This window comes from Streptomyces vinaceus, assembly GCF_008704935.1.
Lineage (GTDB): Bacteria > Actinomycetota > Actinomycetes > Streptomycetales > Streptomycetaceae > Streptomyces > Streptomyces vinaceus.
Genome location: NZ_CP023692.1, coordinates 4038674 through 4053164 on the forward strand (window position 1 = coordinate 4038674; position 14491 = coordinate 4053164).

At 70.2% G+C, this 14491-nt stretch carries 12 protein-coding genes; 4 read left to right on the forward strand and 8 right to left on the reverse strand.

The genetic code is table 11. The annotated features are described in order from the left end of the window. Positions 1-64: 64 nt before the first annotated feature. The gene (locus tag CP980_RS18160) at positions 65-685 is read left to right on the forward strand and encodes a DUF47 domain-containing protein (protein ID WP_030858724.1); all 621 of its coding nucleotides are present in this window, start codon (positions 65-67) and stop codon (positions 683-685) included. 5 nt (positions 686-690) lie between these two features. Continuing rightward, a complete protein-coding gene (locus tag CP980_RS18165) occupies positions 691-1692 on the forward strand; it encodes an inorganic phosphate transporter (protein ID WP_132757872.1) in 1002 nt (333 codons plus the stop codon). Between the two features lie 132 nt (positions 1693-1824). On the opposite strand, the gene pstB is transcribed toward CP980_RS18165, so the two are convergent. The 7 genes from pstB to mshD all read right to left on the reverse strand — a co-directional run bounded on the left by pstB (position 1825) and on the right by mshD (position 10775). Then, entirely contained in the window at positions 1825-2601 is a 777-nt protein-coding gene (gene pstB / locus CP980_RS18170; protein ID WP_099891085.1) for a phosphate ABC transporter ATP-binding protein PstB, read from the reverse strand. Positions 2602-2631: 30 nt separating this feature from the next. After that, the gene (pstA, locus tag CP980_RS18175) at positions 2632-3714 is read right to left on the reverse strand and encodes a phosphate ABC transporter permease PstA (RefSeq protein WP_132757870.1); all 1083 of its coding nucleotides are present in this window, start codon (positions 3712-3714) and stop codon (positions 2632-2634) included. Next, the gene (gene pstC / locus CP980_RS18180) at positions 3714-4703 is read right to left on the reverse strand and encodes a phosphate ABC transporter permease subunit PstC (protein WP_099891089.1); all 990 of its coding nucleotides are present in this window, start codon (positions 4701-4703) and stop codon (positions 3714-3716) included. Before pstC ends, pstA begins: the two co-directional genes overlap by 1 nt. A gap of 128 nt (positions 4704-4831) precedes the next feature. Then, the gene (pstS, locus tag CP980_RS18185) at positions 4832-5971 is read right to left on the reverse strand and encodes a phosphate ABC transporter substrate-binding protein PstS (RefSeq protein WP_150528618.1); all 1140 of its coding nucleotides are present in this window, start codon (positions 5969-5971) and stop codon (positions 4832-4834) included. 302 nt (positions 5972-6273) lie between these two features. Further along, positions 6274-7257, reverse strand: a complete 984-nt coding sequence (locus tag CP980_RS18190) for a CHAD domain-containing protein (RefSeq protein ID WP_150528619.1) — start codon at positions 7255-7257, stop codon at positions 6274-6276. Further along, positions 7238-9520 (reverse strand): RNA degradosome polyphosphate kinase, encoded by a 2283-nt coding sequence (locus CP980_RS18195; RefSeq protein WP_189999038.1) that lies wholly within the window; start codon positions 9518-9520, stop codon positions 7238-7240. Before CP980_RS18195 ends, CP980_RS18190 begins: the two co-directional genes overlap by 20 nt. A 322-nt stretch (positions 9521-9842) precedes the next feature. Further along, positions 9843-10775 (reverse strand): mycothiol synthase, encoded by a 933-nt coding sequence (gene mshD / locus CP980_RS18200; RefSeq protein WP_132757864.1) that lies wholly within the window; start codon positions 10773-10775, stop codon positions 9843-9845. A gap of 175 nt (positions 10776-10950) precedes the next feature. Between mshD and CP980_RS18205 the strand changes: the two genes are divergently transcribed. Next, entirely contained in the window at positions 10951-12765 is a 1815-nt protein-coding gene (locus tag CP980_RS18205) for a bifunctional metallophosphatase/5'-nucleotidase (protein ID WP_150528620.1), read from the forward strand. A 150-nt stretch (positions 12766-12915) separates the two neighbouring features. On the opposite strand, the gene CP980_RS18210 is transcribed toward CP980_RS18205, so the two are convergent. Beyond that, entirely contained in the window at positions 12916-13698 is a 783-nt protein-coding gene (locus tag CP980_RS18210) for an alpha/beta fold hydrolase (RefSeq protein WP_150528621.1), read from the reverse strand. Between the two features lie 129 nt (positions 13699-13827). Here CP980_RS18210 and CP980_RS18215 point away from each other — a divergent pair, with 129 nt between their 5' ends. Next, positions 13828-14397, forward strand: a complete 570-nt coding sequence (locus CP980_RS18215) for a TetR family transcriptional regulator (RefSeq protein WP_132757858.1) — start codon at positions 13828-13830, stop codon at positions 14395-14397. Positions 14398-14491: the final 94 nt, after the last annotated feature.

Consider the following 14491-nt stretch of genomic DNA (forward strand, 5'->3'; position numbering starts at 1 on the left):
GCCCTGGCCGGGGGATGCGCCTAGCATCAGCCTGACCGAATCCAATGCACCCCGAGGACCTCACGTGCGATTTCGTCTGACCCCCAGGGAGACGAGCTTCTACGACATGTTCGCCGCATCCGCGGACAACATCGTCACGGGCTCGAAGCTCCTGATGGAACTGCTCGGAGCGGACTCCTCCGCCCGGGCCGAGATCGCGGAGCGGATGCGGGCAGCCGAGCACGCGGGGGACGACGCCACCCACGCGATCTTCCACCAGCTGAACTCCTCCTTCATCACGCCGTTCGACCGCGAGGACATCTACAACCTGGCCTCGTCGCTCGACGACATCATGGACTTCATGGAGGAGGCCGTCGACCTGGTCGTCCTGTACCAGGTGGAAGAGCTTCCCAAGGGCGTCGAGCAGCAGATCGAGGTACTGGCGCGGGCGGCCGAACTGACCGCCGAGGCCATGCCGCACCTGCGGACGATGGACAACCTGACCGAGTACTGGATCGAGGTCAACCGCCTTGAGAACCAGGCCGACCAGATCCACCGCAAGCTGCTCGCGACGCTCTTCAACGGCAAGTACGACGCCATCGAGGTGCTGAAGCTCAAGCAGATCGTCGACGTGCTCGAAGAGGCGGCCGACGCGTTCGAGCACGTCGCGAACACGGTGGAGACCATCGCGGTCAAGGAGTCCTGAACCTCGTGGACACCTTCGCTCTGATCGTGACCATCGGTGTCGCGCTCGGTTTCACGTACACCAACGGTTTCCACGACTCGGCGAACGCGATCGCGACCTCGGTCTCGACCCGGGCGCTGACCCCGCGCGCCGCCCTGGCGATGGCCGCGGTGATGAACCTCGCCGGTGCCTTCCTGGGCAGTGGGGTCGCCAAGACGGTCAGTGAGGGCCTGATCGAAACGCCCCAGGGCAACCGGGGCATGTGGATCCTCTTCGCGGCGCTGGTCGGCGCGATCGTCTGGAACCTGATCACCTGGTACTTCGGGCTTCCGTCCTCCTCCTCGCACGCTTTGTTCGGCGGCATGGTGGGCGCGGCACTGGCCGGCGGCACCGGTGTCATCTGGAGCGGGGTGATCGACAAGGTCGTCATCCCGATGTTCGTCTCCCCGGTCGTCGGTCTGGTCGTCGGTTACCTGGTGATGGTGGCCATCCTGTGGATGTTCCGCCGGGCCAACCCGCACAAGGCCAAGCACGGCTTCCGCATCGCGCAGACCGTGTCCGCGGCCGGCATGGCGCTCGGCCACGGGCTGCAGGACGCGCAGAAGACGATGGGCATCGTCGTGATGGCCCTGGTCATCGCCGATGTGCAGGCCGCGGACGCGCCGATCCCGGTCTGGGTCAAGATCGTGTGCGCCGTCATGCTGTCGCTCGGTACGTACGCGGGCGGCTGGCGGATCATGCGGACCCTCGGCCGCAAGATCATCGAGCTGGACCCGCCGCAGGGCTTCGCCGCCGAGACCACCGGTGCCTCGATCATGTTCGGCTCGGCCTTCCTCTTCCACGCGCCGATCTCCACCACCCACGTGATCACCTCGGCCATCATGGGCGTGGGCGCGACCAAGCGGGTCAACGCGGTCCGCTGGGGCGTCGCCAAGAACATCGTGCTGGGCTGGTTCATCACGATGCCGGCCGCGGCCCTGGTCGCCGCGCTGAGCTTCTGGATCGTGGACCTGGCCTTCGTCGGCTAGCCGGCGCGGCCACGGGAACGAAAGCGGGCCGGCTCCCCCCACCCAGGGGGAGCCGGCCCTTTTCTTTCGCCTTGCGGTGGCACCGCCATGCAGCACCGCAGGACGTGTGTTCACATCCGGAGGGGCTTCGGCCTAGCCGAAGCGACCCGAGATGTAGTCCTCGGTCGCCTGGACGGACGGGTTCGAGAAGATCCGGTCCGTGTCGTCGATCTCGATGAGCTTGCCGGGCTGGCCGACCGCCGAGAGGTTGAAGAACGCGGTGCGGTCGGAGACGCGGGCGGCCTGCTGCATGTTGTGCGTCACGATGACGATCGTGAAGCGCTCCTTCAGCTCGCCGATCAGGTCCTCGATCGCGAGGGTGGAGATCGGGTCCAGGGCCGAGCAGGGCTCGTCCATCAGCAGGACCTCCGGCTCGACCGCGATGGCGCGGGCGATGCACAGACGCTGCTGCTGGCCGCCGGAGAGGCCGGAGCCCGGCTTGTTCAGGCGGTCCTTGACCTCGTTCCAGAGGTTCGCGCCCTTCAGGGACCGCTCCACGATGTCCGTCAGCTCGGCCTTCTTGAAGCTGCCGTTCAGGCGCAGGCCCGCCGCCACGTTGTCGAAGATCGACATGGTGGGGAAGGGGTTCGGGCGCTGGAAGACCATGCCGACCGTGCGGCGGACCGCGACCGGGTCGACGCCGGCGCCGTACAGGTTCTCGTCGTCCAGGAGCACCTTGCCCTCGACGCGGCCACCGGGGGTGACCTCGTGCATGCGGTTCAGGGTGCGCAGGAAGGTGGACTTGCCGCAGCCGGACGGGCCGATGAAGGCGGTCACGGAGCGGGGCTCCACGGTCATCGAGATGTCGTCGATGGCCTTGTGGGTGCCGTAGAAGGCGGACAGTCCGCTGACGTCGATTCGCTTAGCCATGAGGGGTCACTTCGCTTTCAAAGAGTCGCGTCAGCGACCGGTCTTGGGAGCCTTCCAGCGGGCGATGCCGCGGGCCACCAGATTGAGGATCATGACGAAGGCGATCAGGACGAGCGCTGCGGCCCATGCCCGGTCGTAGGAGGCGTCACTGCCGACCTTGTACTGCTCCCAGATGTACAGCGGGAGCGAGGACTGAGCACCTTCGAAGGGGTTCGGGTTGATCAGCTGCGTACCGAAGACCAGCAGCATGATCGGCGCGGTCTCACCGGCGATGCGGGCGACGGCCAGCATGAGGCCGGTCGCGATGCCGCCGATGGCGGTGGGGAGCACGACCTTGAGGATCACGCGCCACTTCGGCACACCGAGGGCCAGGGCGGCCTCGCGCAGCTCGTTCGGGACGAGCTTCAGCATCTCCTCGGTGGAGCGGACCACGACGGGCATCATCAGGATCGACAGCGCCATCGCGCCGGCGAAGCCGGACGGGCCGAAGCCGAGCGCCAGGTTCCAGGTCGTCAGGATGAACAGACCCGCGACGATGGAGGGGATGCCGGTCATGACGTCGACGAAGAAGGTCACGGCCTTGGCGAGCTTGCCCTTGCCGTACTCGACCAGGTAGACGGCGGTCAGCAGGCCGATGGGCGCTGCGATCGCGGCCGCCAGGGCGACCTGCTCGATGGTGCCGAGCAGTGCGTGGTAGACGCCGCCGCCCTGCTCGAAGCTGGTGACGCCGTTCATCGAGTGGCTGAGGAAGTCGCCGTCGAGGGCCTTGATGCCGCGGCTGACGGTGGTCCAGATCAGCGAGAGCAGCGGGATGACCGCGAGGACGAAGCTGACCCAGACGAGGGAGGTCGCGACGCGGTCCTTGGCCTGGCGGCCGTTCTCGACGATCGCGCTGGCCGTGTAGGTGATCGCGATGAACAGGATCGAGGCGATCAGGCCCCACTGGATCTTGCTGTGCAGGTCGGCGACGACGCCGATGCCGCAGCCGAGGGCGATCGAGAGGACCGCGACGGCGGCCGGGGTCCAGCGGGGGAGGCCGCCCCGGGTGAGGCCGGCGGGAGCGGCGGACTTGCGGGCCGGGGCCGGCCGCTGGTCCTGGAGTACGTGGCTCATCAGGCGTTCGCCCCCGAGAAGTCCTTGCGGCGAGCGATGATCAGGCGAGCGGCACCGTTGACCAGCAGGGTGAGCAGGAAGAGGACCAGACCGGAGGCGATCAGCGCGTCACGGCCGAACTCGTTGGCCTCGTCGAACTTGGCGGCGATGTTCTGCGCGAACGTGCCGCCGCCCGGGTCCAGGATGTGGCCGTTGATCAGGAAGCTCGGGGAGAGGACGGTCGCGACGGCCATGGTCTCGCCGAGGGCGCGGCCGAGGCCGAGCATCGAGGCGGAGATGACGCCGGAGCGGCCGAAGGGCAGCACCGACATGCGGATGACCTCCCAGCGGGTCGCGCCGAGGGCCAGGGCGGCCTCCTCGTTCATGCGCGGGACCTGGAGGAAGACCTCGCGGCTGACGCTGGTCACGATCGGCAGGATCATGATCGCGAGCAGGATGCCGACGGTGAAGAGCGAGCGGGCGACGCCGACCTGGGTCTTGTCGAAGACGTAGGTCCAGCCCAGGTACTCGTCGAGCCAGAGGTTGAGGCCCGCGAGCTGCGGGACGAGGAAGAGGGCGCCCCAGATGCCGTAGATGATCGACGGCACGGCGGCCAGCAGGTCGACCACGTACGCGATGGGGGCGGCCAGCTTGCGCGGTGCGTAGTGCGAGATGAAGAGGGCGATGCCGACAGCGATCGGAACCGCGATGGCCATCGCGATGATCGAGCTGACGACGGTGCCGAAGAGCAGGACGGCGATGCCGAAGACGGGCGGGTTCGCCGACGCGTTCCAGTCGAAGGTGGTGAGGAAGTTGCCCTCGTTCTTCGACAGTGCGATCGAGGCGCGGTAGGTGAGGAAGATGGCGATCGACGCCATGATCACCAGGAGCAGGATGCCGGATCCCTTGGAGAGGCCGGCGAAGATCTTGTCACCGGCGCGGCCGGTGGACCTTGCGCTCTTGGAGACAGGCGGAGCCTGGTCTATCTGGGTGGGTGTGGTGGAAGCCATGATCTTTCCGGTCTGGGTGGGGGGCCATGCCCCCTGGCGGCGGTGCACCGGATCCCCTGGGTGGAGGGGAGGGTCCTCGGGCGCCGGGCAGTTCGGACGGGAACTGCCCGGCACCTAAGGCTCAGTGATTAGGACAGCGAGTTGATGACTTCGCGGACCTTGGTGTTGATCTCGGCCGGGATGGGCGCGTAGCCGTTCTCGGAGAGGACCTTCTGGCCCGCGTCCGAGGCGGTGTAGTTCAGGAAGGACTTGACGGTGGCGAGCGTCTCGGGCTTGTTGCCCTTGTCGCAGACGACCTCGTACGTCACCAGGACGATCGGGTAGGCACCCTCGGCCTTGGTGGTGTAGTCGAGCTTCAGCGCCAGGTCGGAGCCGGTGCCGGCGATCTTGGCGGCGGCGATGGCCTTGGAGGCGGACTCGGCGGAGGCCTTGACCGGGGCGGCGGCGCCCGTGTTCAGGTCGACCGTCTTGATGCCCTGGGCGCTGGCGTAGGAGAGCTCGAAGTAGCCGATCGAGCCGTCCACCTGCTTGACCTGGGTGGCGACACCCGCGGAACCGGTGGCGCCGAGGCCGCCCGGGGCCGGCCACTTCTTCGCGGCGTCGTACGTCCAGGCCTCAGGCGCGGCGGCCTTGAGGTACTTGCCGAGGTTCTCGGTGGTGCCCGAGTCCTCGGAGCGGTGGAAGGCCTGGATGGCGGTGGAGGGAAGCGTGACGCCGGGGTTCAGCTTCTTGATCGCCTCGTCGTCCCACTTCTTGATCTTGTCGTTGAAGATGTTGGCGATCGTGGGGGCGTCCAGGTTCAGCTTGTCCACGCCGGCGACGTTGAAGCCGAGGGCGATCGGGCCACCGACCATGGGCAGGTTGATGCCCTGGCCGCCGGTGCAGATCTTCTTCGACTCCTCGACCTGCTCGGGCTTCAGCGCCGAGTCCGAGCCGGCGAAGCCGACCGTGCCCTGGTTGAAGGCGACGATGCCCTCACCGGAGGAGGAGGACTTGTAGTTGACCTCGACGCCGGAGCAGGCGGCCATGTAGTTCTTGACCCACAGGTCCACGGCGTTCTTCTGGGCGGAGGAGCCGGAGGCCAGGAGCTTGCCCTTGGCGTCGCCGCACTTGATGTCGCCCGCGGCGGCGGCCGACGGCTTGCCGCTGGCGGCGCCGCCATCCTTCGTGTTGTCGTCCGAGCCGCACGCCGTGAGGACCAGGGCGCCGGACACGACAAGCGCCCCGAGGGCGGAGGCACGAAGCATGTTCTTGCGCTGAAGCTTCACTTTCGGGTGTTCCTTCCAGAAGCCGCCGGCCGCTTTCTGGATCGGGGCGGCGTGCGAAGAGGACTACGTCGGATGCACGGCGTGTCATTCGATCCGGTGGACGACGCGCTCCGTGCACCACTGAAATTAGGCAGATCAGGTGAAGCGGCCGACCGGGCCAAGTGAACGGATGGTGAACCGTGGCGGACGGCCTGGTGTGGATGGGCTGGTTTGCTCCGGAGTGTCATCCGCCGTTGTCCCTTCGTTACCGTTATGTGACCGGCCCCGGGTGGCTGATTCTTTTCGGTCGGGGGGCCTGGTGGTTACGGAGCGGCCGCCGTCACCGGCTGCCACAGGTCCTGGAACGTGAAGCGGGCCGCCTCCACCTCGTGGCGCTGGTCGGCGTGGAGCACGCCCAGGGCGTACGCCGTCGCCGGGGCGATCCGCGGGGTGCGGGCCGCCGTCGCCGAGGCGGCCGCGGCCTCCGAGGCGTCGCGGTGGCGGTCCAGGGCCTCGCCGGCCGCCGCCAGCCGGGCCACGTCCTCGCCCAGGGCCTCCCGGGCGTAGCGGTGCACCCGCAGCAGCCGGCGCACCTCGTGCCAGGAGCCGTCGTGCTCGGCGTTGTACGGCTGGGACTCGGAGGCGTGCGGGAGCGCCGAGACGGCCGCGGCCAGCCGGGTGTGGGCCACCTCCGCCAGCGGGACCAGGACCTCGTCCACCCGCCCCCGGGCCGCGACCGGGTCCAGCGGCACCTCGGAGGCCAGTACGGCCACGGCGTCCGCGACCGCGTGGAAGCGGGAGGAGCCCAGCGCCTGGAGCGTCGCCGAGTGGGCGCGGGTCCGGGCCAGCGTGAGCTGGCGCTCCAGCAGGGCCCCGGCGCGCGCCGAGCCCACCGTGAGCGCGCCCGCGGCGCCCCGGGGCGCGGGCACCTCGGGGGAGCCCGACAGCCGGTGCAGCGCGTCCAGCAGCCGGGTCAGCCGGGCGGCGTACGCGTGCTCGTCCGCCAGGGTCGAGGACAGCCACACCAGCTCGGTGCGCAGCCCGTCGGCCCAGGAGGACTCGGTCACCGCCCGGAAGGTGGACAGGGACCCGCTGATCCGGCGCGCAGCCCCCCGCAGGCTGCGCGCCGCACCACTGCCCTCCGCGGCGTCGGCCCCTGCCCCGGACTCCGTCCGGGGGGACCCCCACTCCTCGTGGAGGCGCAGGGCGCGCAGGAAGGCCGTGGCCTGGGCCCGCAGGTACGTGCCGAGCACGTCCCCCGCGGAGCCCTCTCCACGCGCTGTCAGGTCATGGTTTGGCAGAGCCACGCCGGCGCCTCCGGGCGTCTATGAGCATCTCCTGAACGTGCCGCAGCGGCTGGCCTTCGTGGTCCGTGCTGTGCCGGGTCCATTCGCCGTCCGGGCCCAGGTGCCAGGAGGAGGTGGAGTCGGACATGCCGGTCTCCAGCATCCGGTCCAGAGCCGCGCGGTGGGCCGGGTCGGCGACCCTGACCAGTGCCTCGATACGGCGGTCGAGGTTGCGGTGCATCATGTCGGCGCTGCCGATCCACACCTCGGGTTCGCCGCCGTTGCCGAAGGCGAAGACCCGGGAGTGTTCCAGGAAGCGGCCGAGGATCGAGCGGACCCGGATGTTGTCCGAGAGCCCGGGGACCCCGGGGCGCACGGCGCAGATGCCGCGGACCCAGATGTCGACGGGCACTCCCGCCTGGGAGGCCCGGTAGAGCGAGTCGATGAGCGCCTCGTCGACGATCGAGTTCATCTTGAGGCGCACGTACGCGGGCCGGCCGGCCCGGTGGTGGGCGGCTTCCTTGTCGATCCGCGAGATCAGGCCGTCGCGCAGCGAGCGCGGGGCCACCAGCAGGCGGCGGTAGGTCTCGCGGCGCGAGTAGCCGGACAGCCGGTTGAAGAGGTCCGAGAGGTCCGCGCCGACCTGCGGGTCCGCGGTGAGCAGGCCGAGGTCCTCGTAGAGGCGGGCCGTCTTGGGGTGGTAGTTGCCGGTGCCGACGTGGGAGTAGCGGCGCAGCGTGTCGCCCTCTTGGCGGACCACGAGGGAGAGCTTGCAGTGGGTCTTGAGGCCCACCAGGCCGTACACGACGTGGCAGCCGGACTCCTCCAGCTTGCGGGCCCACTTGATGTTGGCCTGCTCGTCGAAGCGGGCCTTGATCTCGACGAGTACGAGGACCTGCTTGCCGGATTCGGCGGCGTCGATCAGGGCGTCCACGATCGGGGAGTCGCCGGAGGTCCGGTACAGCGTCTGCTTGATCGCGAGGACGTCCGGGTCGGCGGCGGCCTGCTCCAGGAAGGCCTGCACCGAGGTGGAGAAGGAGTCGTACGGGTGGTGCAGCAGCACGTCCCGCTCGCGCAGCGCGGCGAAGATGTCGGGCGCGGACGCGGACTCGACCTCGGCGAGGTCGCGGTGGGTGCCGGCGACGAACTTGGGGTACTTGAGCTCGGGCCGGTCCAGGGAGGCGATGCCGAAGAGGCCGGTGAGGTCCAGCGGGCCGGGCAGCGGGTAGACCTCGGCGGCGGAGACGTTCAGCTCCTGGACGAGGAGGTCCAGGACGGCGGGGTCGATGGACTCCTCGACCTCCAGGCGCACCGGCGGGCCGAAGCGGCGCCGCATGAGCTCCTTCTCCAGGGCCTGGAGCAGGTTCTCCGCGTCGTCCTCCTCGACCTCCAGGTCCTCGTTGCGGGTCACCCGGAACATGTGGTGGTCGAGGACCTCCATGCCGGGGAAGAGCTCCTCCAGGTGCGCGGCGATGACGTCCTCCAGCGGGACGTAGCGCTGCGGGGAGGCCTCCAGGAAGCGTGAGAGCAGCGGCGGGACCTTGACCCGCGCGAAGTGGCGGTGGCCGCTGACGGGGTTGCGGACGACGACCGCGAGGTTGAGCGAGAGCCCGGAGATGTACGGGAAGGGGTGCGCGGGGTCCACGGCCAGCGGGGTGAGCACCGGGAAGATCTGGTTCCGGAACAGCGTGAAGAGGCGGGCCTGCTCCTTCTCGGTGAGGTCCGGCCAGCGGATGAGGTGGATGCCCTCTTCGGCGAGCTGCGGGGAGATGTCCTGCTGGAAGCAGGCGGCGTGGCGGGCCATGAGCTCGCGCGAGCGGGTCCAGATCAGGTCCAGCACCTCGCGGGGCTGGAGGCCCGAGGCCGAACGGGTGGCGACGCCGGTCGCGATGCGCCGCTTGAGGCCGGCGACGCGGACCATGAAGAACTCGTCGAGGTTGCTCGCGAAGATCGCCAGGAAGTTGGCGCGCTCCAGGAGCGGGGTCGCCGGGTCCTCGGCCAGCTCCAGGACCCGCTCGTTGAAGGCCAGCCAGCTGCGCTCGCGGTCGAGGAAGCGCCCCGGGGGGAGCTCGTCGCCGTCCTTGTCGTCGTAACCGTCCAGGTCGGCGTCGAGATCGGGCGCGAGGCCGGGCTCCATGCCGGAGTGCGGGCGGTGCGCGGCTATGGAGCCGATCCGCGCGGGTTTGGCCGCGGGCCCGGAGGCGGTCCGGGAGGCTTCGGCGGACGAGTGAGACGGCTGCTGGGCGGGGACCTCGGTGGGGCCTGCGCTGGGCTTGGGGCTCATGACTCCATTGTTCCGCGCAGGGGGCAGGACAGGCGCGTCGGACGGGGTTCCCGTCAGTCGGAGTCGGGGCTGCATGCGGGGAGAGTCGCAAGCGTGCATGAAGGTCCGGTGAATGGCGTATGGCTTCCAGGCTCCGGGTGGTGCACGAGTACGTCTTCTCCGTCTTTTCCGCGCCCGGAATGCACCGGCGCGTCCCCTGTGCCCCAGGCGCGCGCCCGGAGCGCGAGGCCTGTCCGTGGGCAGGCCCTCGCTCTCCGTGCCGGTCCGGCGGGACCTCCGCCGGCCCTGCGGCCGCCTTCCGTCCGCCCTCCGCGGGCGGGCGTCAGCTTTCCGTGCGGTACATCAGGTCCACCTCGTGGGTGCTGAAGCCGAGGCCCTCGTACACGGCCAGGGCCGCCGTATTGTCGGCGTCCACGTACAGCATCGCGGTGGGCAGGCCCGCCTCCGCGAGGTGGCGCAGGCCGATCGAGGTGAGGGCCTTGCCGAGCCCGCCGCCCTGGGCGCCGGGGCGGACGCCGAGCACGTAGACCTCCCCGAGCCGCTCCTCGGCGTGCACCTTCGTCCAGTGGAAGCCGATCAGCTCCCCGTCCCGCTCGGCGAGGAAGAAGCCCTTGGGGTCGAACCAGGGCTGCGCGATCCGGTCGTTCAAGTCCCGCTGCGTCAGGGAGCCCTGCTCGGGGTGGTGGGCGAAGGCGGCCGAGTTCACCGCGAGCCAGGCCGCGTCGTCCTGGCCGGGCACGAAGGTCCGTACGGTCACACCGGACGGCAGCGCCGCCTCGGGCAGCGCCGGCCCGTCCGCGCCCAGCGGGCGGCGCAGCTGGCGCAGCTCGCGGAAGAGGGTGAGGCCGAGCACCTGCGCGAGGTGGCGGGCGGCCGACTTGCCGCCGTGCGCCCACACCCGGATCCGCTTGCCCGAGGCGGCCAGCAGGGCCGAGCCGAGCGCCCGTCCGTGCCCGCGCCCGCGCAGCGCGGGGTGGACGACGAGCTCGGCGGCGGGGGCCTCCACCGGATCGGTGTCCTCCAGTTGTCCGTACCCGGCGAGCCGGCCCTTCTCGGTGAGCAGGAAGTGCCGGATCCCCTCGCGGCGCCCGCCGCGCAGCTGGAGGCGGCCCTGCTCGGACACGGCGGTGGTGCCGTCCGTACGGGCCGCGTCCTCGATGAGGGCGAGCACGGATTCGGCCTGTTCCTCCGTCAGCTCGTCGAGGGTCTGAATCTGGCGTCCCGGCTCCAGGGCCGCTGCTGCGTCGTCAGTCATGCGTCGAGCCTACGACCGAGGGAGGCACCGGCGGTGGTGTGCGTGCAGGCGAACGCCGGTGAGCCGTCTTCTACGTGTAACCAGTCCGACACCCGTACCCCCTGTCGTGCTACGCGCGTTGACCATAGGCTGCCGCCGACCTCCCGAGATTCACCGCTGTCCAAAAGGGGACTAAATGTCAGCGACGCCACAACGGCACCGCCGAAACCGCCGGTTGACCTTCGCCGCCATCGCCGTCACGGCGGGTGCCGCAGCGATGGTCGCGGCCGCACTGCCGGCCGGTGCCGCGAGTGGTGGCGGTGCGGCCAAGAGCCGCACCGTCGATGTGCAGATGCTGTCGTTCAACGACTTCCACGGCACGCTGGAGCCCCCGCAGGGCTCTTCGGGCACCGTGAGCGAGCGTCAGGCGGACGGCACCACCAAGGCGATACCCGCCGGTGGCGTCGAGTACCTGGCCACCAGCCTGCGCGAGGCCCGCAAGGGTCACGAGTACTCCGTCACGGCCGCGGCCGGCGACATGATCGGCGGCAGCCCGATGCTGTCGGGTCTCTTCCACGACGAGCCCACCGTCGAGGCGCTGAACAAGCTGAAGCTCGACGTCAGCAGCGTCGGCAACCACGAGTTCGACGAGGGCAAGGCCGAGCTGCGCCGCATGTCCTACGGCGGCTGCCACCCGGTCGACGGCTGCTTCGAGCCCGGCAAGGAGTTCACGGGCGCCGAGTTCAAGTACCTCGCGGCGAACGTCACGGACGAGAAGACCAAGCGTCCGATGCTGAACCCGACCTTCATCTGGCAGAAGGGGGACGTGAAGATCGGCTTCATCGGCGTCACCCTGGAGGGCACGCCGGACGTCGTGACCGCCGACGGGGTCAAGGGCCTGAAGTTCGGCGACGAGGTCGAGACGATCAACAAGTACGCCGCCGAGCTGAACAAGCAGGGCGTCAAGTCGATCGTCGCGCTGATCCACGAGGGCGGCCTGCCCGCCAACGGCGCCTACAACTACGACTGCGACGCCCCGGGCGCCGGCGCCGGCATCTCGGGCGCGATCGTGGACATCGCCAAGAACGTGGACCCGAAGGTCGACGCCCTGGTGACCGGTCACACGCACCAGGCGTACGCCTGCAACATCCCGGACCCGGCGGGCAACCCGCGCATGGTGACCTCGGCCGCCTCGTACGGCCGCCTGTTCACGGACACCACGCTCACGTACGACCGCCAGACCAAGGACATCGTCCGCACCGCGGCCCTCGCGCCGAAGCCGGTCAACAAGATCGTCTCCCGGAACCAGCCCAAGGCTCCGGACATGACCGAGCTGATCACCCGCTGGAACACGCTCGCCGCCCCGGTCGCGAGCGCCCCGCAGGGCTACATCTCGGCGGACATCGCGGGCCGCGGCTCCGAGGCCCCGGAGAAGCCGCTCGGCGACCTGATCGCCGACGCGCAGCTGGAGGCCACGGCCCCGGCCGCCAAGGGCGGCGCGCAGCTGGCCATCATGAACCCGGGCGGCATCCGCGCCGACCTGGCCTACAAGGCCGCGGGTGACGAGGGCGACGGCGTCGTGACGTACGGCGAGTCCTACACGGTCCAGCCGTTCAACAACCTGATGAATGTGGTGGACCTGACGGGCGCGCAGCTGATCACCGCGCTCCAGCAGCAGGTCAGCGGCCCGGTCAACGGCGCCAGCCCGAAGATCCTGCAGGTCTCGAAGGGCTTCACGTACACCCTGGACATGACGAAGACGGGCGCGGACCGCATCGTCGTGGACTCGGTGAAGCTGAACGGCGCGGCGATCGACCCCGCCAAGACCTACCGGGTCGCGATGAACGAGTTCCTCGCGGGCGGCGGTGACGGTTTCACCGTCCTGAAGGAGCACAAGAACAAGCTGGTCGGCGTGCCCGACCTGGAGGCCTTCAACGCCTACCTGGCGAAGTCGACGCAGGCGGCCCCGATCGCCCCGCCGGCGGCGGACCGCATCACGGTCGTCAAGTAACACCCGCTGACAGGCGCTGACAGGCGCTGACGCGCGCTGACACCGGCTCGGTTTCGACCGGCACCTGACACGCCCGGAGGGGCGGTGGGCCTTCCCGGCCCGCCGCCCCTTCGGCGTGTCCGCCCCGGACCCCCGTGCCGGAGCGGAGCGTCAGAGGCCCGCGAGGAACGCGCGGACGGCCTCGTGGAACTCCGCGGGGTGGGTGAACGGCAGGAAGTGGTCCCCGTCCACAGCCCTGTACGAGGTCCCCGGCCGGCGAGCGACCATCGCGTCGGCCGTCTTCTGCGGGAGCGTCTGGCTGCGGGTGCCGTGGATCAGCAGCGCCGGGCAGCTGCTCCCGAGCCAGGCGTCCCAGTGGTCGCCGCGGCAGGCCTCGGCGGAGTCGATCATGTCCTGCGGGTGGAACGGCAGCCGCCAGCCGCCGTCGGGGAGCGGGCGCAGCGCCTGTTCGACGAACGGGGAGCCCACCGGCCCGGCCGCGGCGAGGAGTTCCTCGCGGGTGGGCGCGCAGTAGCGCATGTCCTTCAGGAAGCCGAAGAGCCCTCCCGCCGTATCGGGGTCGATCTCCACGGTGGCGTCCACGTCGACGAGGGCCGAGACCCGCTCAGGGTGGGCGGCCGCCAGGTGGTAGGCGTTGAATCCGCCGAGGGAGTAGCCGAGGACGGCCACGGGGGCGTCCAGGCCGAGGTGGTCGAGGAGGGCGACGGCGTCCGAGAGGTAGCCCGCGCGGCCGTAGTCGGCGGCCCGGTCGGAGTCGCCGTGGCCGCGCTGGTCGGGGGCGATGACCCGCCAGGCCCCGCCGAGGGCGTCGGCGAGGCCCGCGAAGGCGAGGCCCTCGGACATGCCCCCGTGCAGGGCGAGCAGCGGGCGGCCCGCGCCGCCGAAGTCCAGGTACGACAGTGTGCGGCCGTCGATCGTCAGTGTGTGGCGCATGGCGTGGCCCTCCCCTGTGAGTCATGCGTGACGGTGCGGTACGCGGACGAGCCTGCCAGGATTTGGGCAAGCGCGCAATACGCACGTCTTGCGCGCTTGCCCAAATTCCGTCGCGGATACGATCCCGGCATGGGAAATCGCGAGGACCTGCTGGCCGGAGCGCGCCGCTGCCTGGAGGAGAAGGGCTATCTGCGCACGACCGTGCGCGACATCGCCGCGGCCTCGAAGGTCTCCATGGCCGCGATCGGCTACCACTTCGGCTCGCGCGAGGCACTGCTCAACCTCGCCCTCTTCGCCGCCATGGACGAGTGGGCCGCCGGCTCCGGCCGCCTCGCCGGCCAGGGCGCCACCACCGCGGAGCGCTACGCCGACACCTGGGACCGCAAGATCCGCGACTTCGGCGACATGCGCTGGCTCTGGATGGCCTCCGTCGAGGCCTTCGTCCACGCCCAGTCCGCGCCCGAGCTGCTCGCCACCCTCGCCCAGAACCAGCGCCAGGCCCGGCGCATGGTGGCCGCGCAGCTGCGCGGAGTTCCCGAGGACGCGGTCACGGAAGAGGACGTACGGGCCCTCGGGTCGGTGCACATCGCCCTGCTGAGCGGGGTGATGGTGCAGGCGCTGACCGACCCGGAGCAGGCGCCGACGGGCCGGGAGCTCGCCCAAGGTCTGCGCGCCATGGCCGAGTTGCTCGAAAGCTAGGGGCTACCGAAGGGTAGTAATGGCGCGTCCCGCACGCCAGAATCCCGGGGGCACCAGCCGGCACGGGCCGGCGTCCATCACCGGGTCGGCAAAG

Coding starts and splice junctions, on each gene's coding strand:
- CP980_RS18215 (WP_132757858.1), top strand. CDS start 13,828: ATGGGAAATCGCGAGGACCTGCTGGCCGGAGCGCGCCGCTGCCTGGAG.
- pstA (WP_132757870.1), bottom strand. CDS start 3,714: ATGAGCCACGTACTCCAGGACCAGCGGCCGGCCCCGGCCCGCAAGTCC.
- CP980_RS18205 (WP_150528620.1), top strand. CDS start 10,951: ATGTCAGCGACGCCACAACGGCACCGCCGAAACCGCCGGTTGACCTTC.
- pstB (WP_099891085.1), bottom strand. CDS start 2,601: ATGGCTAAGCGAATCGACGTCAGCGGACTGTCCGCCTTCTACGGCACC.
- CP980_RS18210 (WP_150528621.1), bottom strand. CDS start 13,698: ATGCGCCACACACTGACGATCGACGGCCGCACACTGTCGTACCTGGAC.
- pstC (WP_099891089.1), bottom strand. CDS start 4,703: ATGGCTTCCACCACACCCACCCAGATAGACCAGGCTCCGCCTGTCTCC.
- CP980_RS18195 (WP_189999038.1), bottom strand. CDS start 9,520: ATGAGCCCCAAGCCCAGCGCAGGCCCCACCGAGGTCCCCGCCCAGCAG.
- mshD (WP_132757864.1), bottom strand. CDS start 10,775: ATGACTGACGACGCAGCAGCGGCCCTGGAGCCGGGACGCCAGATTCAG.